The following is a 21978-nucleotide window of genomic DNA, read 5'->3' as shown; positions in this document are numbered from 1 at the left end:
GCGGATCGCCAACCTCGATCGACGATCGATTACAGAGCTCGCGGTCTCAGCGCTGGTAGGCGTAAGAGACCTTCAAAAAAACCTGACGGCCGCTTTTCTCGTACCGGTTCAGCTCCGACAGCTCGCGATCGTCGCCGTAGCCCAGGAACACCACCGATTGCCAGTTCAGCTTGTAGGCCAGCAGCGCGGAGCCGGTGAAGTGGCCGATCTTCTCGCTGACTTCGTCGGTGTAGAGCAACGGATCCCGCTCGGTTTCGACCCGCTGGCCGATCAGGCGGAAATAGGACCGCGCGTTGAAGAAATAGGTCCCCCGCAGGCGGGCGACCCAGGCGGTGAACAGGCGTCGGTCGACACCCAAATCGTCGTCCACGTCCAGGTAGCGGTAGTTGCCGTCGAACTCCACCTGGAGGGCGTTGCCCGGACGAAAAGTCACTTCCAACTCCGATGTCAGGCCCTTGCCCAGGCGGGCGTTGGCGAAGTCGACCTCGTCCCCGGCGAAGCCGTAGAGGTACACCGACGACAGCAAACCACCCGGTGAGAATTCCACGGTGAAGAAAAACTGGTCGCGCACGAAGGTCTCGACGCCCGCGCGCACTTCCTCTCGAGCATAACGGTAGCGCATGAACGAGTTATAGCGTCCGCTCATGCCGCACCCGGCGGAAAACAACTGGGTCAGCAGGCGGCCGTCGAGGTCGGCACTGTAATCGCCGAAACTGTAGATGCGCAAGCGGTGAATGAAGCGGTCCTTGAACCGAAAGGTGTAACCGACCTCGCCAAAACCCTTGCGGTAGTCCACCTGGGGAACGAACCCATTGTCGGCCCGGAACTCCTCGGAGAAATCGCTGTATTCCAGCTCCCAATCCACCGTGCTGGTTTCGTGCTCCCATTCGATTTCGGCGCCATGCCCGGAAAGCGAGCGACCGTCGAATTCGTCGGTCAATTCCGGTTGGTCGGGCGTCTTGCCCAGACTGTAGAGGTACTGGGCGGTGATTTGGTCGGAGTCGGTGGGTCGCCACTGAAAATCGGGGCCCAGCACCGTATTGCGTCCACCGATATCGGTCTTGCGGTGGGTCATCAAAAAACTCGCGAACGATTCGCCCATGTCACGCCGAACCCGGGCAATGGCCACGTCCGAGGCGTAGTCCTGATCCACCAGCGACGAACTGTTGGCGCCGGGAATGATGGTCAATCCGCCGCCGCGATCCTGGCCGACAAGGGCCGTGAAAGCGGTACGGCCATAGCGACCGGTGGCACGGGAACCCCACTTGGGAGCGGTCATGGTGCGGGTATAGACGGCCTGTACCGGCGTGGAGAACAAATCGATGCCTTCCAGGAAGAAGGGTCGCTTTTCGGGGAAGAACAGGGCGAAGCGCTCGTTCGCCGAAATCTGGGCCGTATCCGATTCCACCTGGGAAAAGTCCGGGTTGATCGTCAGGTCCAAAGCCAGGTTTTGGTTGGGTATCCACTTCACGTCCAGGCCCGGCTCGTAATCGGGGTCCTCGGCATCGAGTGGCGTGCCCAATTCGCCTTCCGGCGCAGATTCTTCGACCGCCGAGACGAAGGGCGCCAGCACCAGGTTCCCACCCTGGGGCAGCTTACGCAGGCCCTCGAGCGGTTTGACGTTGCAGATGAAACAGCTTCGATCCCGCGGCAATCGGGAGGTGAACATCTGGTATCGAAAATCGCGCGGCCAGTTGCGGTACAGCATGATTCCCCAGGTTTGCGGGTCCGCCCGGTCGTAACGCAAGGAGGCAAAAGGGATCTTGATTTCCAGCACCCAACCGTCCTTGGTGATTCGGGCCTTGGACTCCCAATAGAAGTCCGGTGAGGAGTCCTCGCCCGAGGCGTCGTTGGAGATGGCGTCGTATTGGATGCCGCGCGGATTGGCCAGGAACATTCGCGCCGACCGGCCGTCGTTGTCGGTGTCCAGAATGACGCCGCCGTAGTCGGTGTAGGAGGGCACGTTGTCGCGATCGCCGACCGGTGCGCGAATCCCCTTGGGATTGGGGTCGAAAAAGCGAAAGCCGGCATAGAGGTACTTGTCGTCGTAGGTCAGATACCCTTGGTTGCGCACCTTGGGACGCACGTTGTCGCCGGGATTGGTTTCCACCCAGCCTTCGATCGGCCGTGCGCCCTGCCATCCCTCGTCGGACAGATCGCCATCGATGTCGATGGTCCCGCTGGTGCGCTCGATATGAAAGGAATCGGCGAGTTTTGGAGGATCCTCCGTGTGACTTGCGTCCACTCCCAAACAAAGAAACAAGAAAACCTCCAACATGAGGTTCCTCCCTGGAAATCAGTGGGTTGTGATTGGCGTCGATTATCAATGGTATACGGGCGAGACGGGCGAATGGCTCACCCTGAACGCCAACCCGAGGGAGCCCGCCATAGCGCGACCGGGGGAGGCTCGTGGCTGATGAATTGTCCCATGTGCATCGAAAAAGACCACCGTCCCGAGTACGACACCGTTTTACCGGAAAACGCTGCAGACGTTCATCCGAAAAATTTAGCAGGAACCCAGGAACATCGGAATCCAGGAACGGATCGGCATTTGGTGACACATCATGGCCCTGCTTTTCCTGGTTTCTATCATTCCTGTCTTCCTGATCAAGATTTGGCCACGGCAAGGCCCAGCTCAGGTTGAACGCACCACTTTGTTTCAAGAGAGTTCACACGAATGAATCAATCATCCTTGGATCCCGTGTTCCCGATTTTTTGAAAGGTCGGCGGCACCGCGAGAATCATTCCATGGAAATCCTTTGATTCGTGTAAGTCGAGTGATTCGTGGGCAAAATATCCCGATTCCAGGAAACCGTTCAAGTGTCTCTTCCTTGCCTAGGGAGACTTTGTCTTCTCAGCCGATCTGTGGCTTAGAAAAGCTCATACGTAAACATCCCTTCCCCCATGAAGAATCTCCTCAAGCCTTTCTTTCCTGCATAGGAGACCGAGCTTCCCCAGCCATTTTGTGGTGAACACCCGCAGCCACATCGATCTCCGGCGAAAATTCCTCCGACATCGGCCTTGTAGGCGAGTTCGAGGCACCTTGCGTATCCGCTCACAGAACCAGGGATATTTCTCTGAAACAGGATCCATATGCTACGGCGTGAATTACCGTGCCATTGTCATTTTTCAGTTAGAAAGTCTTCTGCTATTTTATTAAGATTCGAGGCCAGGAAACCTCATCCCGCATTGTGGTGATCTCCCACGATACGGCCTGGATCGGGACTGCATCAGGAGCGATAATTTGGACGACGTCACGGCGATCACGCAATTGTTGGCACAGAGCAACCAGGGCGACAGCGAGGCCCGCGGTCGCGTTTTGGAATTGCTCTACGACGAGCTTCATCGCCTCGCCAGGGCCCAGGTACGCCGCAGGAACCACACCCTATCGCCCACCGCGCTGGTGAACGAGGCCTACATGAAGCTGTTCGGAGGCAATCACCAGTACGTCGATCGGCGGAATCTGCTGGGGTATGCGGCCGTGGCCATGCGCCAAATCATTTTGAACTATGCCGAGGCGGCCAATGCAAAAAAGCGCGGCGGCGAGGTCCTGAAAGTCACCTTTCAGGACTGGAGCGACGTCCCGCCGATGGAAACCGACTTCGCGGCGCTGAACGAAGCGCTCGAACAACTGGAGGCGATCCATCCCCATCTCGCCAAGGTTTTGGGCCTGAGCTATTTCGTCGGCTTCAAGAAATCGGAAATCGCCGAACTTCTGGGCATTTCGGAGACCAAGATCTACAAAGATCTCAAAATCGCCAAATCTTGGATTTACAGAAAGTTGAAACAACAGGAAGGCTCACCCGAAGCTGGCTCCTGACATGGGCGACGCGTGTCATGGGAGATATCGTTGCGGGAGAGCTCTCCCGCAACGATGCGCCTTCGCCAAAGGTCGCCGTCCTGGTGGATGTGGACACCGGTTTCGAGAAACCAATTCAAAAAACCGGTGTTTCCAGGTGGGTTCTCGTCAATAGGACTCCCAGTTCATGGCGGCCACGACACCCTGGCGGGCCAGGTCGGAGGCCTCGCCCAGAATCCTGGCGGCTTCCTGCGGCGCGTGGAACCCCATCGAGTTCTCGGCCGCGATGAAGTCCAGTCGCCATTGTGCCTTGCGTTGGAATTCGCGGGCGGCATGCAGTTGCTCGTCGCTCGCACCCGCTTCCTTGGCCGCAAGGATGGCATCGATCAACGCGATGATGGCCTTGCCGCCGTTTTGCAGCAACTTATGGTTGCGGTCCTGAATGACGTCGACGCGCGCCAGGATCTCCTGCTCGGAGAAGTGGTGGCAGGTTTGGCAGGCGCGGTTGACGTTGAGCAACGGCGAACGCACCCAGTGATCGCTGACCTTGGTGGCCCCATCGCGCATGTAGGGCATGTGGCAATCGGCGCAGGAAACACCGCTGCGGGCGTGAATGCCCTGGCTCCAGAGCTCGAATTCGGGGTGTTGCGCCTTGAGGATTTCGGCACCGGTTTCCTTGTGCTTGTAATCGTAGAAACGTTCCCCGTTCGACAGCTTGGTTTCATCCCAAAAGGCCTCTTGCTGTTCGACGTTCATCCCCTTGCCCCAGGGGAAGGTCAGCGGAAAATCCGAAGAGCAGTAGTACTCCACGTGGCATTGGCCGCAGGAATACGAGCGCATTTCGGTGCGCGTGGCCATGGTGTTGGGATCGTACGGCGTGCTTCGGTCGCCCTTGCGCCACTCCTGGATCGAGGGCAGGTGGGGAACTTCGGCGTCGGAATTGGCCAGGGCCTGAATGCCGTTGATAAAGCCCGGTCGCGTGACGCGAAGGACCATGGTTCCAGGCTCATGGCAATCCACACACGAGACCGGATGCGCCTCACCGGTCTCGTGCAGCATGGCGCTGAGGTCCTTGTAGGATATGGCGTGGGTACCGGTGAAGCCCTTCATGGCGTCGCCGTCGCCCAGCTTCCGATAGAGCGGCATGACCGAGGCGTGACAGTGCAGGCAGGATCCGGACTGTGGTTTCGTCTGGCGTTCCGTTTCCTCCTGGTCGACGAGCATGTAGGCGTGGCCGCGCCGATCGCGATAGTCGATGGCAAAGGCGTAACCCAGGAACATGCGTCTCAGCCAGGGGTCGCGCTCGATCTTCTGCTCGGGCAGCGCTTCGGAGCCGCCGTGGCCCCCAAAACGGGTTCGGGTGGAAATCGCGGTTTTCTTGTAGGAATCGTACTGGCGCGGCCAGTTTTGCCCCCACTTGGCAGGATCGGTATCGTCCTCGGTCACCTCGACCAACTGAACGTAAGACTGTTGCGCTTCCACTTTGCGTTCAAACACGTTGACGAGCAGCGCGGTTACCAAACCGCCGACCGCCGCGCCCGCAACAAGCACAAAAAACAAAAATTTCTTGCTGGTCAACCATCCGCTGCTGTTGTGTTCCGCCATCGATGACTCCCTCATCCGGCAATTATTCGGTCTTCAGTTTCTCTTTGAGCCGCTCGAGACCGGCACGCCCCCGATACTCGTCCAAAACACCCAAACCGGCCCGTTCACCGTGACCCACCCCGGGATGACAGTGTACACAGGTAAATTGGCCGGTCATTTCGTGATCGATTTCTGAAATAGGGTTGAGGCCTACTTGTGCGTGGGTTAGGTCGCGATGGCAATCGATGCAGTTGTCCTGCAATATTTGGCTGTTCTTTTCATTGATCATGATGGGTTCGTGAAAGTCTTGCAAAGTGAAGGCTTTCGAGTGGTTCCAGCCGTTTTCGGCCTTGGCGATGTACTTGCCGACGAAATCGTGGGGAAGGTGGCAATCCACGCACGTGGCTGTGGCTTTGTGACTGGATTTCTGCCAGCTATCGAACTGGGGTCGCATGATGTGGCAATTGACACAGGCCTCGGGGTCCTTGCTGAAATAGGAGCCCCCCTCGGCATACTTGAAGGTGTAAAGCCCGGTGCCCAAGCTGATACCCACCACGGCCACGGACAATACTGCCAATATACTGAACACGTTGACCGAAGAAGACATCGTTTCCACCTCATGGGTGCACGCAAAGCACGACTCGACTGATCAAATGGTTCCTAATTGTTCACGGGTTCGGATGTATTATACCCAAAGTGTGCGATTCGGGAAGTGGAGATGACCCAAAATATTAAAACAAAACGCGTTGAGACGATCCCCACACGGTTCTCCAGGCCCTTCCCGCAAGCGATTCCGGCGCTCCGAGAAGTCACGCGAGCATTCCCTCTCTTGAAACAAAGAGGTGCATTCAATCTGAGTAGGGTCTTGCTGTCGCCAAATCTTGATCAGGAAGGCAGGAATGATCGAAACCTGGAAAAGCAGGACCATGGTTACCCACTTGAAACCCGGCCCCCGATCTGGGCGGGGACTCCCTAGAGAAATTGACCCTGGAGCACGGGCAACCGCTCGAGAGCAGGCACCGAACTGTCACAGTCATCGCCACTCGGGCTGCAAAAGGACCTTTACAAGCCCTCACGAAAGGCCCTGACTTCGGATGGCGAACCCGCGGGCGCCGAGGTCAACCTCGACGCCCATGGATCGACGATCATTCGCCGCAGGTGCCGATCCCCTCGATGTTGATGTAGAAGAAATCGAGGATGTCGATGACTTCGTCGCCGTTGGGATCGCTGCCCTCCGTCACCCAGATCTCGGCCAAGGCCCACATGTCGCGGATGTCGCTGCAGCCGTCCTCGTTGAGGTCGAGGAACAGCGGATCAAGGGAGACCAAGATCGTCTGGGTCGCCGAAGCCGGATCGCCGAGGTCGTCGTTCACCGTGATCTCGAAGGCGGTGGTCTCCGTGAGGATCGCGTCCAAGGTGACGGGATTCTCGTCCTCGCCGAAGTCCATGCCGCTGTCGAGATCGGTCCAAATCCAGGAAAGCGGCGGGATGGAACAGGTGATATCCGCCGTCAAGGTCATCGGAACGACACCCTGCGCCCGGTACGGGGTCAGGGTCACGCCCAGTGGCGACACGGTGACGGTGGCGACATCCGACGTGACGTCGCCGCATCCGTCGGAGACGACGCAGACGTATTCGCCGGAATCATCCAAATCCGCCGACGCGACCGTGAGCTCCGTGCCGGTCTCGCCCGGAAGGTCCATGCCGTCCTTGCGCCACTGGTAGGTCAGGGCGTCCGAACTGGTCGCCTGGACCGCGAGCGTGAAGCCGGTGGTGATACAGAGCTCCTGATCCTGGGGTTGCAGCACGATCGTCGGCAATTCGCAGTATCCCAGGAGCAGGTCCGCGATCTCTTCGCCTTTGCCCAGTTCCACGGACAAGACATCGTTCGGGAAGGTCGGAATGAAGCCGTCGAGCACACTGTTCACGTCGGTCACGTCGATCAGGTAGTTGCCCCTGATGAGCGTGTCGAACTGGAAGGCACCGCCGGCGTCGGTCGTCGCGGTTCCGATGAAAACGGGGCCGATGCCCGGGACGAGGTCCGAGGTGCGATAGAGATCCAAGGTGACGTTGGCGAAGGCGGTCTCGCCGGGGTCCTGCATCTGATTGCCGTCCAGGTCGTTGAAGACGGTACCGCCGATGACACCGTCCGCCTGTTGCCAACCGAAGTCCACATCGTCGCGGGTCTCACCGGGCGTGAGGGTCACGACGATGGGGTTGCCGATCGTGGTGTTGGCGAAGCCGGCTGTGAACCCGCTCTCGTCCACCATGACGCGATAGGTGCCTTCGGGCAACTCGATGAACGTGTAGTTGCCGTCCGCATCCGTCGTGGTGGAGGCCTCTCCCCCGTCCAGGGTGCCGTTGGCGTTGTCGTCCAGGAAGACCGTCAAGGCCTCGAATCCCGGCTCACCGGTGTCCTGCACGCCGTTCCCGTCCAGGTCGTTCCAGACGAGGCCGGCCAGGCTGGCGTCCTGTTGCTGGAAGCCGAAATCCACACCGATGTTGGCTTCGCCCGGTGTCAGCGTGATGACTTGCGGATTGGTGCCGGCCGTTTGAACGAACCGGGCCGTGAAGCCGCTCTCGTCCAACATCACCCGGTAGGTGCCTTCCGGCAGGTCCATGAAATTGTAGCGGCCATCGCCATCCGTGACGGTCGAGGTCTCGCCGCCGTCAAAGCTGCCGTTTTCGTTGTCGTCGAAAAAGACCGTCATGCCGGCGAAGCCGGGTTCACCGGCATCCTGCACGCCGTCGCCGTTCAGGTCGTTCCAGACGAAGTCCCCGATGGATGCGTCGATTTGCCGGAAGCCGAAATCGGCATCGTTGAAGTCTTCACCGGCCGCGATGGTCACCGACACGGGGTTGGTGCCGCCGGTCTGAACGAAGCCGGCCGTGAAGCCGCTCTCGTCCAAACGCACGGAGTAGGTACCCAACCCGAGGTTCTGGATGTCGTAGGCGCCGCTCGCGTCCGTCACATCGCTCGGTTCGCCGGCATCGGGCGTTCCGTTGCTGTTGAGGTCGAGGAACACCGTCAATCCCGACAGGCCCGGTTCCCCGCCGTCCTGCACGCCGTCTCCATCCAGGTCGTTCCAGACGAAATCGCCAATGCTCGCGTCCTGCTGCTGGAAGCCGAAGTCCGCATCGTCGTAGTCCTGGCCAGCCGCGAGATTCACGATGGCGGGATTGGTCCCACCGGACAACCCGAAGCCCGTGGTCACGGTGCTTTCGTCCACTTGGATGCGATAGGTGCCGGCGGCCAGATCGGTGAAGTCGTACAAGCCGTCGCCGTCCGTCGCGGTGCTCGTCTCACCGCCATCCAGAACACCGTTCTCGTTGGCGTCGATGAAGACGGTCACCCCGGAGAGACCCGGTTCACCACCGTCCTGCACGCCATCGCCGTTCAGGTCGTTCCAGACGAAATCGCCGATGCTGGCGTCTTGTTGTTGAAAACCGAGGTCGGCATCGTTGAAATCTTCGCTGGTGGTGATCGTCACGGGCAGCGGCTCGGTCCCGCCGGTGAGTACGAACCCGGGCGGAATGCTGCTGGGCACGATGCGAAGCGCGTAGGTTCCCGGAGCCAGGTTGGTGATGTCGTAATTGCCGGAACCGTCGGCGGTGGCTTCGGGTTCACCCCCGTCGATGACCCCGTTCTCGTTCAAATCGAGGTAGACCCGCACGCCTGCCAGACCCGGTTCCCCGGCATCCTGCACGCCGTCGCCGTTCAGGTCGTTCCAGATGAAGTCGCCGACGCTGGCGTTCTGTAATTGATAGCCGAAGTCGGCATCGTTGAAGTCTTCGCCCGCCGCGAGATTTACCGGCAGCGGATTGACCCCGCCCGTGAGGATGAACCCGGTGCCGACCGAAGAAGTATCCACGCGAACCGAGTAGGTGCCCGTGGCCAGGTCGGTGAAGTCGTAGCCGCCGTTGGCGTTCGTCGTTTGGGAAGGTTCACCGCCGTCGAGGGTGCCGTTGCTGTTCAGGTCCAGGAACACCGTCAACCCGGCCAGGCCCGGTTCGCCGGCATCCTGCACGCCGTCCCCGTTCTGGTCGTTCCAAACGAAATCGCCGATGGTCGCATCCTGTTGTTGGAAGCCGAAGTCGGCCGTGTTGAAGTCCTCACCCGCCGCGAGCGACACGGCCTGGGGCACGGTTCCACCCGTCTGCACGAATCCGGTGGGCACCGTGGCGGTGTCGAAGCGAACCTGATAGGTACCCGTGGCGAGGTCGGTGATGTCGTAGGCGCCGCCGGCATCGGAGGTATCGCTCGGCTCGCCACCGTCCAAAGCGGCATTGCTGTTCAGGTCCAGGAACACCGTCACGCCCGAGATGCCCGGTTCCCCAGCGTCCTGCACGCCATCGCCGTTGAGGTCGTTCCAGATGAAGTCGCCGATGCTGGCGTCCTGCTGTTGGAACCCGAAATCCGCGGCGTTGTGGTCTTCACCCGCCGCCAGGGAAACCGAGAAGGGATTCGATCCGCCGGTCTGAACGAACCCGGTCGGGACGCTCGTGGAATCGACGCGGACCTGATAGGTGCCCGTCGCCAAGTTCTCGATGTCGTAGGCGCCCCCGGCGCCGGAGGTATCGCTCGGTTCGCCGCCGTCGAACGTGCCGTTGCTGTTCAGGTCCAGAAAGACGGTCACACCGGACAGGCCCGGTTCGCCGCCATCCTGCACGCCATCCCCGTTCAGATCGTTCCACACGAAGTCACCAATGCGGGCATCCTGTTGCTGGAAGCCGAAATCGGCGTTGTTGTGGTCTTCACCCGCGGCCAGATTGACCGAAACGGGATTCGTGCCGCCTGTCAGCACGAACCCGGTGGGAATGGTGCTGGATTGGACCCGAACACTGTAGGTGCCCGTCGCCAGGTTGGTGATGTCGTAGCCGCCACCGGCGTCGGTGGTGTCGCTGGGTTCACCGCCGTCGAGGCTTCCGTTGCTGTTCAGGTCCAGAAAGACGGTCACACCCGAAATGCCCGGTTCTCCGGCATCCTGCACCCCGTCCCCGTTCAGATCGTTCCACACGAAATCACCGATGGTCGCATCCTGCTGTTGGTAACCGAAGTCGGCCGTGTTGAAGTCCTCACCCGCGGCGAGCGGGACGCTTTGCGGGAGGGTTCCACCCGTCTGCACGAACCCGGCCGGTACCGTGGTGCCGTCGATGCGCACCGAGTAGGTACCGGTGGCCAAGGCCGTGATGTCGTAGGCACCACCGGCATCGGTGGTATCGCTCGGCTCGCCGCCGTCGAGGGCCGCGTTGCTGTTCAGATCCAGGAAGACCGTCACGCCCGAAAGGCCCGGTTCGCCACCGTCCTGCACGCCGTCGCCATTCAAATCGTTCCACACGAAATCGCCGATCGACGCGTCCTGCTGTTGGAAGCCGAAGTCGGCGTTGTTGTGATCCTCGCCGGCCGCCAAATTGACCGAGAACGGATTCATACCACCGGTTTGCACGAATCCCGCGGTGACGGTGGCCGAATCGAAGCGGACCTGGTAGGTGCCCGTCGCCAGGTTCGTGATGTCATAGGCACCGCCGGCACCGGACATGTTGTTCGGCTCACCGCCGTCGAAACTTCCGTTGCTGTTCAGGTCCAGGAAGATCCTCACGCCCGAGAGGCCCGGTTCGCCAGCGTCCTGCACGCCGTCCCCGTTCAAATCGTTCCACACGAAATCGCCGATCGACGCGTCCTGTTGCTGGAAGCCGAAGTCGGCCGTGTTGAAATCCTCACCCGTGGTGATGGTCGCCGAGTTGGGATTGGTGCCGCCGGTGAGCGTGAATCCCATGGTCACCGTGGTCAGGTCCACGCGCACACTGTAGGTTCCGGCCACGAGGCCGGTGATGTCGTAACCGCCACTGACGTCGGTCGTATCGGAAAGCTCACCGCCATCGAGGCTGCCGTTGCTGTTGGCGTCGATGAAGACCGTCACCCCCGAAAGGCCCGGTTCACCAACGTCCTGCACGCCGTCTCCGTTCAAGTCGTTCCAGACGAAGTCGCCGATGGTCGCCGGCATGACGTTGAAGGTCGTCGCATCGTTTTCGCCCGCTTCGGTAGGATCGCTGTTGCCGTTGGGATCGGGATCGGTACCCGAATCGGAGAGATCCGACGTCATGCCGCCGCCCAGGCCGTCCGCATTGACGGTCGACTGGTCGGAGAAGGCGCCGATACCCGAACCGGCATCGATGATGAAGTTCAGGTCGATCACCACGGTGAAGACCGCCAGCCCTCCGGCGGCCAAGGTTCCGGAGCTGATCAGGCCGGTCGTGCCGCTGCCGTCGAAGCCCGCGTTCAGGGTGAGGGTGCCCGGATCGGTCGTGAAAGTCGGGCCGGTGTCGACGCTGTAATTGCCGGCGCCGAAAAGGGTGTCGAGGTCCTTGCTCAGCGAGAAGGTGCCGAGCTGGACGTTGCCGAAGTTCTCGAGCGTGAAGGTGAAGGTCACCTGCGCATCCATGACGGACACTTGCTCCGCCAGGCCGATGACCGGATCTTCGTTGACCGTGAAGGTGGTCGCGTCGTTTTCGTCCGTCTCGTCGGGATTTTCATCCGCGTCGGGGTCGGGATCCGTACCCGAGTCGGACGTGTCGGAGGTCATGCCGCCGGAGGGCCCCTGGGCCGAAGCGGTCGCCTGGCTGCTGTACATGCCCAGGCCGGATCCTTGATCGGTGACGTTGGTGACCGTCACGGCGAACCGGATTCGGGCGGTGTCCCGCAGGGCGAGGGTGCCGCTGGAGAACAGATCCGTTTGGGTGTTGCCGTCGAACGAACCGTTGAGCGTCAGGGTACCCGGGTCGTCGAGAAACACGGGCGCCGAACTGATGCTGTAGTTGCCCGCACCGAACGCGGCATTCAGGTCGTGAAGCAGGGAGACGGAGGAGAGGTCCACGTTGCCGAAGCTTTCCAGGTAGTGATCGAAAGTCACCACACTGCCGGAAACGGAAGCGGAAAGCGCCGCCCCGATCACGGGATCTTCGGAGACCGTGAAGCTCGACGGGTCGTCTTCACCCGCGTCGTTGGCGAGCCCGTTGCCGCTGGTATCGGGGTTGGTCCCATCGTCGGAGAGGTCCATTTCGGCATCGGCATTGACGGTGAACTGGTTGTTGTAGACGCCCAGTCCCGAACCCATGTCGGCCAAGGTGCGGACTTCCACCACGACCCGCATGATCTCGGTGACGCTGGGCGGAATTCCGCCGGAAGCGGTGACGGACGTATCGCTCGAACCGTCGAAGTCCTCGTTGGGAAACCAGTTGCGAATCACGGTGAACATGGTGGGCACCGTGTCGATGACGTAGTTGCCGGCCCCGAAGATGTCGTCGTAGTTGTCGCTGATGGTGACGGCCGCGAAGGCCGTGGTGCCCAAATTCTCGACGGCATAGTCGAACGTCACCAAACTGCCGTTGACCGTGACGTCCAGAGCCGCGCCGACCGAGGTGAACCCCACGCTGAAGCTCGAGGGATCGTTCTCTTCGGCATCGTTGGGGAACCCGCTCCCATTGGGGTCGGGATCGGTACCGTCGTCGGAGACGTCCTGGGTGAGCGTCCCCAACGGGGCCGCCCCCGAAGCGGTGACCTGGTTCTGGTAGAGGCCGAACCCATTGCCCACATCGGCCACGTTGGTGACGTCGACGACGAGGCGGATCTGGGCCGTGTCGAGGGACGCCAAGGTGCTGCCGGCGCCGATGATCGCGGTCGTTCCGGAGCCGTCGAAGCCCGCCTCGAGGACGATCGTCCCGGGATCGTCGACCAGGGTGGCCATGCCGTTGAGGGCGTAGTTGCCCGCACCGAACACCGCATCCAGATCGTTCGGCAGGGCCAGGGAGCTGAGGGCGCTGCCCCCGAAATTCTCCAGGTAATAATCGAAGGTCACCTGTTGGCCGGTCACGTTCACGTCCAGCGCCACACCGAGGACCGCTTCGTCACCGATCGTGATGATCGTGGTGTCGTCCTCGCCCGCATCGCCGGGGTTGCCGTTGCCGTTGGGATCGGGATCACTGCCGTCGTCGGAAATGTCGGAGACGGGGTTGCCGCCGGGATCGTTGGCCGTGACCGTGACCGAATTGTGATAGACGCCGAGTCCGTTGCCCTGGTCCGTCACGCTGGTGACGTTGACCTGGACCCTGAAGAGCGTGCTTTCGCCCGGCCGCAATTGACCGCCGCCGATCACGACATCGAAGACGCTGAATCCGAAAAATTGAGTGGAGAGGATCAGCCCGGTGGCGCCGCTCACGAGCGTCGGCTGGCTGGTTACCGAGTAGTTGCCGCTGCCGAACACCGGGTTCAGCGGATCTTCCATGATCACACTGGACAGCGTGGAATCACCCAGGTTCTCGACCGTGAACTCGAGGGTCACCAGGGTTCCGCTCACGATCGCCTTTTTGGAGATGCCGATCGCGGGATTGCCGACGATGACGACTGTGGTGGCATCCTCTTCGCCCGCTTCGCCGGGATCGCCGTTGGCGTTGGGGTCTGGGTCGGTGCCGTCGTCGGACGTGTCGGACACGATGATGCCGCTGGGCTGGGTACCGAGGGCGGTAGCCTGGATCGAGTAGATCCCGAAACCGCTACCCTGATCGGATTCAGTATCCACGCGAACGACCAATTGGATCTGTGCCGTGGCGGCCCCAGCCAGGGTGGAAGTCCCCGGCTGTAGCAGGGAACTGTTGCCCGACCCGTCGAAGGCACCGTCGAGGGTCAAGGTCCCCGGGTCGGCGATGAAGGCCGGGGGCGTGGTGATCGTGTAGTTACCGGCACCGAAGGCCGCGTCCAGATCCAGCACGGCATCGACCGCACTGTGATTGGATGCGCCCAGATTCTCGAGATAGAGGTCGATGGTGATGTCGAAGCCGGCCACCGCCGCATCCAGGGCCACACCGATCGGATTGTCGACCGGAATGGTGAAGGTCGTCGCGTCTTGTTCACCGGCTTCGTTGGCGAAACCGTTGCCGTTGGGGTCGGGATCGGTACCGAAATCGGTGAGATCCACGAACTGGAGTCCCTGGCTGGAGATACCGTTGATCGTCCCTTGAAGAGAATAGTTGCCGAGACCGAGACCCTGGGCGTTGACGACGTTCGACACGGTGATCTGGAACCGCACCTGGGCCGTATCGCCCGCCGCCAGGCTGCTCACGGGAATGTCGAAGAACGGATCGTTGGTCAACCCGTTCCAGGTCCCCAACTCCATGGTCCCCGGATCGTCCACGAAGAACGGCGCCTGGCTGATGGTGTAATTGTCCGTTCCGAAGACGTTGTCCACATTCAGCGCCAACGCGATTTGGTTCATCGCCAAGGTGCCCAGGTTTTCGACGTAGACATCGAACGTGATCACGTTGGCCGCCACGGAAACGTCGAGCGCCGCCCCGAAGGACGTCACCAAGTTCACGTTGATCACCGTCACGTCGCCGTTGTTCGAGGGATCCCCGTTGGCGTCGGGATCGGGATCGGTGCCTTCCTGGGAGAGATCCGACACGGGATTGGCGCCGGGATCGGTGCCGAGAAGCGTGGCCTGGGCGTGGAAGATGCCAAGACCGTTGCCCTGATCGGTGACGTTGAGAACCCGGTGGAAAATCGTGAAGGTGATGGTTTCGGCGGGATCGATGAAGCTACCGCCGTTCAGCAGCGCCGTGTTGCTGTTTCCGTTGAACGCGGTGTTGTAATTGAAGTTTTCGGGGCCCCCCTCGTGGGTGGGATCTTCCACATGCTGGAAGTTTCCGGCACCGTATACCGCGTTCAGGTCCTGGGTGATGCTGACGTTGGAAATGCGCACATTGCCGTAGTTGGTCACCTTGTAGCGCAGGAGCACCTGGGGCACGGTGCCGCCCAAAAGCCCACCGTCCTCGTACTCTACGGCGAGGCCGATCGACGCGATTTCGGCGACCGTGATGGCGGTCGGATCGTTTTCACCGGCTTCGTCCGGGTTCCCGTTGGCGTTGGGGTCGGGATCGGTCCCGTCGTCGGACGTGTCCTGGGCCACCGCCCCGCCGGGCGCGGTACCGGAGACGGTGGTGCTCAGCGAATAGATCCCCGTGCCCGAGCCCTGGTCGGAGATTTGGAGAATCGTGACCGACATGCTGATTTGCGCCGTATCGCCGCTGCTCAGGCTGCCCGTGTCGACGAGTTCCGTCGTGAAATTGCCATCGAAGTTGACGTCGAGCGTCATGGTCCCGGGATCGTCCACAAATGCGGGATCCGTGCTGATGAACCAATTCCCGGTGCCGAAGACCGTGTTGAAATCCAAGGGAAGGGAAAGCCCGCTCAGATCGGTGTTGCCCAGGTTTTCCAGGTACAGGTTCAGGTTCACCACGCTGCCGACCACCGCGGCGTCGATGGCCAGACCCAGGGCCGGTTCTTCGCCGAGCACGATGGGGGTGGGATCGTTCTCACCGAGGGTGTTGGGGCTCCCGTTGCCGTCGGGATCGGGATCGACGCCGTTGTCGGAGAGGTCTGAGGTATCGTTCATGTTGGCCGTCATCCCGGTGGCGGTGACCTGGTTCGAATAGACCCCCAGGCCGCTGCCCAGATCGACCACGTTGTCCACGTTGACGACCACTTGGATCTGGGCGGTCGCGCCCGTGGCGAGCGTGCCGCTTTGGATCAGCTCCTGATCACCGGAACCGTCGAAACTGGGGTTGGCGACCAAGGCCCCGGAAACGGCCATCGGTGCGGTGGTAATGGAGTAATTACCGGCTCCGAAGACCGCGTCCAGGTCATCCAGGACGGAAACGGTGGTGAGATTGACGTTGCCGAAGGCTTCCAAATAGAAGTCGATCGTGACCGAGTTGCCGCTGATGATCGTGTTCTTGGCGATGCCGATGACGGGGTTCTCGGTGGGCGCGGCCACGGTGACATCGTCCTCACCGGCGTCGCCGGGATTGCCGTTTCCATTGGGATCGGGATCCGTACCCCAATCGGAAAGGTCGGACACCATCATCATCATGGTGTCGTCGGCGGTGGCGGTGACTTGGTTGTGATAGATCCCCAGCCCGTTACCTTGATCCGAAAACGTGGTGATCTCGACTTCGAATTCGATGCGGGCCAACTCGCCGACCAGCAACGATCCGGAACCGATCAGCTCCGGATCGGCACTGCCGTCGAACGAGGCGTTGGGAACCACTGTCCCGGGACCGGAAATCAGTGCCGGTGCGGTGGCGATGAAATAATTTCCGGCGCCGAAAACCGCGTCCAGGTTGTCGGGAATCGAAAGATTGGTCAAATCGTCCGTACCCAGGTTCTCTACATAAATGGTGTACTGCACGCTACGACCGACGGTATCCACGTCTTTGGCCACGCCGATGGTCCCGGAAAAACTCCAGGTCGACCCCAGCACCGACGCCAAAAATAACCCTATTAGCACTGTGGGAAAACTCTTGGTATAAAACATGTTCGCCTCTCCAACCTCATCATCGCTGATCGTCGGGATCCGGAATCCGTTGCAGGCTCATCGACCGTTTGCGCGCAATGCGTAATTTCGATAGTCCGCCTCGTCGACTCGGGCTACCCTTGGCTTTCTATGGATTTGGTTAACCTCCATTGTAACCGAGGCTTGGATCAATAGGGAACTTCCTTCTATTTACGTGGGGTTGGAGGCGAGCTTTAGAAGGGTCCATTCAGCTTCCGGCTCATCTTCGGCAAAAAAGTCCGCCCACGAATCACGCAGATTGACACGAATGAAAAAACCATCCTCGGCGACGAGCCGGCTGGTGTTCTCGCGGCTTCGGCGCGGTGGGCGGGAACCTGGAAGGAAGGGCACCCCTTGTGGGAAAATGCCGGAGAATTCCCAAAGACATCGAATCGAGGTATCCATGGTGACAACACCCACCGACGACATCGTGACGGAGTACCTGCGTCACGCTTGCCTGAACTATCACGAATCGGACGGACCCGAAAAATGGCGGCATGCCACCGCGTTACTGGATCGCCATGCGGGCTTGGCCGAGGCCGATCTGTACACCGCCGCAGCGACGGGGCACTTGGCGGCGGTGCGCCGGCGATTGGCCGAACACCCGGAGCTGCTCGACGCCAAGGGCGGCCCTTTTTCCTGGGAGCCGCTGCTCTACGCGACCTACGGCCGAGTCGCCTGGGACGGTGTCGTTCAAGATCGTAAGGGGGTGGTGGCCTTTCTCCTTGATCAAGGCGCCAACCCGAACGTCCATTGGCTGTGGGGCGACACCTACGTGTTCACAGCGGTGACGGGCGCCTTGGGCAACGGCGAACGCGGCCCGGATCGGCTGCCGCCGCTGCCGGACGGCTTCGACATCGCGCGGCTGCTATTGCGTCACGGCGCCGATCCCAACGACGGCCAGGCACTCTACAACTGGATGCAATCGCCGGGAGAGGCCTGTATCGAGTTGATGCTGGAATTCGGTTTGAACCCCTCGCATCGCGTGAACTGGACCCGCGAAAACCCGATGAGGACCCTGGACTACCTACTCTGTCATGCGGCCAAGGTCGGCCTTGTCGCGCGCGTCGAATTCCTGTTGCGCCACGGCGCCGATCCCAATGCCGACTCCGGTGAAGGATGGACGCTCTATCGCGCGGCGCTCCGGCATGGGGAATACGACATCGCCGAAATCCTGGCGAACGCCGGTGCCGCCACCGAAGCGACGCCCACCGATCGTTTCCTGGGGGCCTGCCTGAACGAGGACGTCGAGGGCATCGAGGCCTTGCTGGCCACTCACCCGGGCCTGGTTGCCGAACTGAGTGATGGCGATCGCGAGATTTTCCATCAGGTCGCGGGGCGAAACCTGCGCCGGTCCGCGGCCCTTCTGGTGCGCCTGGGGTTCGACGTCAACGGCCGCGAAGTCTCGGGCTACCGCCACACGCCCCTTCACAAGGCCGCCATGGCCGGACATCGCGACATGGTCGATTGGCTGTTGGCACGGGGTGCCGATCCAGCGGTTCGCGACGCCACCTATCGCGACGTCCCCAGCGGATGGGCTCGCTACCACGGGCACGAAGCCCTGGCCGCCCACATCGAGGAACAAGGAAACGGCCGCGCACCGGGAACCGCCAAAGAAAGCTGAGTCGAGCGGATTCGCCCGGAAATGCCGCTCCTCCCGGTTGGCCCCGACCGACGGCTCCGGGTTATCCAGGATCGGCCCTCCGCGAAACGGACAAACTCTCCGGCCTCCTTCGCTCCCCGTTTTGTGCTCGATCTCCAAATTTCCTCCACAATCCCGTTTTAGCTTCCCCTGTGTAACGATCTCGATTTCATGATCCTTTCGAGCCCCAACCCACCAAGACTCGTGCGAAGACGACCTGGTAACGCCTCCCCGTCATCCAGAGGATGAGACGCATTTCACGGTGCAAACCGGTAAAAGCGACAGGTATTTGCGACTTGGCGCACGAGTTTCTAAAATGGTGTTTGTCAGCCAAATCGAAAAACGCGTATCACCCGGTTTCCCACGAAGGAAATCGAAAGAGAGTGAGGACCCGATGACCCTTGGAAAGTGGCTTATTATTATGTTGATGCTCGCCATACAGGCGACGGCGGGCGAACAGACCCCGGCGACCGAAACCAACGGGGTCGAGGTCATCATGGATCAGATCAACCAATTGGAAAGCGATCGTGATCCGAAGTGCTACGCCACGGCCACCCGCCTTGAAAATTTCATGTACGGCACCCCCCTGAACGACGGAGCCCGCGTCAAAAAGATCGACCTACAGAAACAGTTGATCCGCAACATCTGGAACGAAGCGGCTGAGGTCGCTCGGCGCGAAAACAAACAGCAAGTCGGGGCCGACCTTCTGAAGAGCGTGCTCGAACGGGCCCTGCCCAAGTCGGCCCAACCCAACGGCGACTGGGTCGTCACCCTTCCCGACGGCGTGAAGCTCGCCTTGACCAGCCGCGACAAACGCCAGTATTCCAGTGTGGCCTACGCGCTGCGCGCCCTCTTGGCCGTGCAACAGGAAAACATGTTGCAGGCCCTGAACCTGCCGCCGTTGACGCAGGACGCGGTCGCGGCCTTCAAGGACTTTTTGGACATCTACACCCTGATCGCGCTCCAGTTGGCCGATGCGGCCGCCCGCGGCGCGGACAGGTACGAGGTCTCCGCGGACGACTTCGAGAAGGCTTGGCAACGTTTGGCACCGCCCACCGACGGCCAACCCGCCGCGGCGCCTCCGGTCGCCGCCGCACCGGCCGAATCGCGGGGCACCCCCCTGCCGAAGTTTGCCCTGATCAAGCGGATCGTCGAACAGAAAGTGGCCTCCTACAAGGCTTACAACCACATTTCCATGCCGGTCTTCGTGCGCAACCTGCAGGTTTATTTCGCCCGTCACCGTTGGCCGGACGACGAGAAGCAGGGCAAGATCTTCCAGGAATGGTTCACCCAGGCGATGGTTCAATTCGCCGCCGACAGCATGTTGGGCTCGGAGAAGCTGGCCAGCCGGAACCGTCACGACCTGATTCGCGTCGAGGATGTGGCGACGTTCATGCAAACGTTCGTACCGCATCGAATCAACGAATACGAGGACGCGATCTTTTTCCCCAACCTGCCCGCGGCGGAACGGATCACGATCGAATCCTACGACATGGACGCCTTTCGCGACAGCGGCGTTCATTGGCGCTACCTGCAATATGCGATCGAGAATCCCGAGTTCGCCGGAACCCTGGAACCGGATCCCTTCGCCGGTGAACTGTTGGCCGAGAACATCGCCCAGTTCGGCGTGCTGATCCTGCGTGTGGCCGGGCAGACGGCCAAGGAAGAAAAGGCCGAGCGGTTGGCACCGAGTCACATCGAAAAGGCGCTGCGCCGCATTCAGGCCAAGATCGACGCCCATGCCGCGGTGGTTCCGGAAAAGATCACCACCGGCGAAATCGTCTCCAGCGGCAATGGCGAAACATCGACGAAGGGGCACTTTTTTACCGACGTCACACCCGCGGTGGGCATCGCGGTCGACCACCGCAGCTCGGACTGGCTGAGCCGCCTCCTCCGCAGTTTCCTGCACAAGGACAAAGGCGTCGGCAACTTGACCATCCCGCCCGCCTTCGGCGGATCCGGGGTCGCCGCCGAGGATTTCGACGGCGACGGCCTGCCCGATCTCCTGTTCCTGAGCGGTACCGGCAACAAGCTCTACCACAACGATCGCGGCAAGCGGTTCGTGGACGTCACCCGTTCGGCAGGGCTCGATTGGCGGCGCCCCGAGGATGGACATCCGGGCGAGGCACGGCAACCCTTGATCGCCGATTTCGACAATGACGGCCACCAGGACATCCTCGTCATCTACGTGGACGACGCCCACCGCCTCTACCGCAACAAAGGGGACGGTACCTTCACCGACGTGACCGCCGACTGCGGACTGGGCGGCAAAGGCCTGGTCGCCGGACCGGCGACGGTTTTCGATTTCGATCGCGACGGCCTGCTGGACGTCTACATCGGTTATTTCGGCGACTATCTCCGCAGCATTCTACCCACGCTGAAGCGCCGCAACACCAACGGTCTCCCCAACAAGCTCTTCCGCAACGTCGGTGGATTCCGTTTCGAGGACGTCACGGACGGCAGCGGCCTGGACAATACCGGATGGACCCAGGCCGTGTCCCATACGGACTTCGATTCGGACGGCTGGCAAGACCTGATCGTGGGCAACGATTTCGGGGTCAACGCCTATTACCGCAATCTCGGCGACGGCACCTTCCTCGACGTTTCCGCCGATTTGGGCACGAACAAACCGTCCTACACCATGAACGTGGGCATCGCCGATCTCAATCGCGACCTTCACCCCGACATCTACATTTCCAACATAGTGACCATGAACAAGGACGAGAAATACGTGATGCCGAGCGAAGACACCACGATGAAATTCAACCCCAAGAAGCTGGCCAACATGCGGGTGGTCGAGGCCAACGACCTCTTCATGTCCCACACCAAGGACGGCAAACTGGCGGGCTACCGATTGTCGGATGCCGTGGGCCGGGGTTATTCGTCGACCGGCTGGTCATGGGACGCGGATTTCTTCGATTTCGACAACGACGGCGACGACGACCTGTACTGCCTCAACGGCATGAACGAATACTTCGTCTATTCCTCGGAAAACCCATACTACACCGACCCCGACGACAACGCGAAAGCCGATGTCCACATCCCGGTAAGCCCCATGGAAACCAACGTGTTCTTCGTCAACCAGGGCGGCAAGCTGGTCAACGAATCGAAACGCAGCGGCGTGGATTTGCTCGGGAACTCCCGCAGCGCGGCCTACCTGGACTACGACAGCGACGGCGACCTGGACATCGCGCTGCACAACTACCACGGGACCGCGGTGTTCTACCGCAACAACGCCGAACAGTTGAAGGGCAATTGGCTGAAAATCCAACTGGTGGGCGATCCGGCCAAAAAGACGAATCGCGACGCCATCGGTGCCCGGATCCTGGCCAAAACGGCCGACGGCCAGGTGTTTTGGCGGGAAGTCCACGGAAGTATCGGCTACCTTTCGGTTCATCCCAAACAGCAGCATATGGGTCTCGGTTCGGCGAAAGAGGTGGACGTCACCATTCATTGGCCCAACGGGGAAACGACGAACCATCCCAAACTCCAGGCGAACGCCGCCTACACCATCGATCAAAACGCCGGGGCCAAGCGGTTTTAACGCTGCACCTTTCGGCGAAAACACT

At 60.9% G+C, this 21978-nt stretch carries 8 protein-coding genes; 3 read left to right on the top strand and 5 right to left on the bottom strand.

From position 1 onward, the window contains the following. Window positions 1-46: 46 nt before the first annotated feature. Window positions 47-2263 carry a carbohydrate binding family 9 domain-containing protein gene (locus tag J3U87_RS23005; protein WP_237378119.1) on the bottom strand — a complete coding sequence of 739 codons (2217 nt, stop codon included), beginning with the start codon at window positions 2261-2263 and terminating at the stop codon, window positions 47-49. A gap of 981 nt (window positions 2264-3244) precedes the next feature. Here J3U87_RS23005 and J3U87_RS23000 point away from each other — a divergent pair. Then, entirely contained in the window at window positions 3245-3820 is a 576-nt protein-coding gene (locus J3U87_RS23000; RefSeq protein WP_237378118.1) for an ECF-type sigma factor, read from the top strand. Window positions 3821-3967: 147 nt separating this feature from the next. On the opposite strand, the gene J3U87_RS22995 is transcribed toward J3U87_RS23000, so the two are convergent. The 4 genes from J3U87_RS22995 to J3U87_RS22980 all read right to left on the bottom strand — a co-directional run bounded on the left by J3U87_RS22995 (window position 3968) and on the right by J3U87_RS22980 (window position 17172). After that, complete coding sequence (locus tag J3U87_RS22995) at window positions 3968-5404, bottom strand: ammonia-forming cytochrome c nitrite reductase subunit c552 (RefSeq protein WP_237378117.1); 1437 nt, start codon at window positions 5402-5404, stop codon at window positions 3968-3970. Between the two features lie 22 nt (window positions 5405-5426). After that, window positions 5427-5990 (bottom strand): cytochrome c nitrite reductase small subunit, encoded by a 564-nt coding sequence (nrfH, locus tag J3U87_RS22990; RefSeq protein WP_237378116.1) that lies wholly within the window; start codon window positions 5988-5990, stop codon window positions 5427-5429. A 538-nt stretch (window positions 5991-6528) separates the two neighbouring features. Continuing rightward, window positions 6529-16749, bottom strand: coding sequence for an SdrD B-like domain-containing protein (locus tag J3U87_RS22985; protein WP_237378115.1), 10221 nt, complete (start codon window positions 16747-16749; stop codon window positions 6529-6531). A gap of 189 nt (window positions 16750-16938) precedes the next feature. Then, window positions 16939-17172: a hypothetical protein gene (locus J3U87_RS22980; RefSeq protein WP_237378114.1), complete on the bottom strand. Its 234-nt coding sequence runs from the start codon at window positions 17170-17172 to the stop codon at window positions 16939-16941. Here J3U87_RS22980 and J3U87_RS22975 point away from each other — a divergent pair. Beyond that, complete coding sequence (locus J3U87_RS22975; protein WP_237378112.1) at window positions 17171-18391, top strand: ankyrin repeat domain-containing protein; 1221 nt, start codon at window positions 17171-17173, stop codon at window positions 18389-18391. The genes J3U87_RS22980 and J3U87_RS22975 overlap by 2 nt on opposite strands. 412 nt (window positions 18392-18803) lie before the next feature. Beyond that, window positions 18804-21953, top strand: coding sequence for a CRTAC1 family protein (locus tag J3U87_RS22970; protein WP_237378111.1), 3150 nt, complete (start codon window positions 18804-18806; stop codon window positions 21951-21953). Window positions 21954-21978: the final 25 nt, after the last annotated feature.

This window comes from Sulfidibacter corallicola, assembly GCF_017498545.1.
Classification (GTDB): Bacteria; Acidobacteriota; Holophagae; order Acanthopleuribacterales; family Acanthopleuribacteraceae; genus Sulfidibacter; species Sulfidibacter corallicola.
Note: the sequence above shows the minus strand (reverse complement) of the source record. Positions and strands in the feature narration are given on the sequence as shown.

Coding starts and splice junctions, on each gene's coding strand:
- J3U87_RS22995 (WP_237378117.1), bottom strand. CDS start 5,404: ATGGCGGAACACAACAGCAGCGGATGGTTGACCAGCAAGAAATTTTTG.
- nrfH (WP_237378116.1), bottom strand. CDS start 5,990: ATGTCTTCTTCGGTCAACGTGTTCAGTATATTGGCAGTATTGTCCGTG.
- J3U87_RS22985 (WP_237378115.1), bottom strand. CDS start 16,749: ATGTTTTATACCAAGAGTTTTCCCACAGTGCTAATAGGGTTATTTTTG.
- J3U87_RS22975 (WP_237378112.1), top strand. CDS start 17,171: ATGGTGACAACACCCACCGACGACATCGTGACGGAGTACCTGCGTCAC.
- J3U87_RS22980 (WP_237378114.1), bottom strand. CDS start 17,172: ATGGATACCTCGATTCGATGTCTTTGGGAATTCTCCGGCATTTTCCCA.
- J3U87_RS22970 (WP_237378111.1), top strand. CDS start 18,804: ATGACCCTTGGAAAGTGGCTTATTATTATGTTGATGCTCGCCATACAG.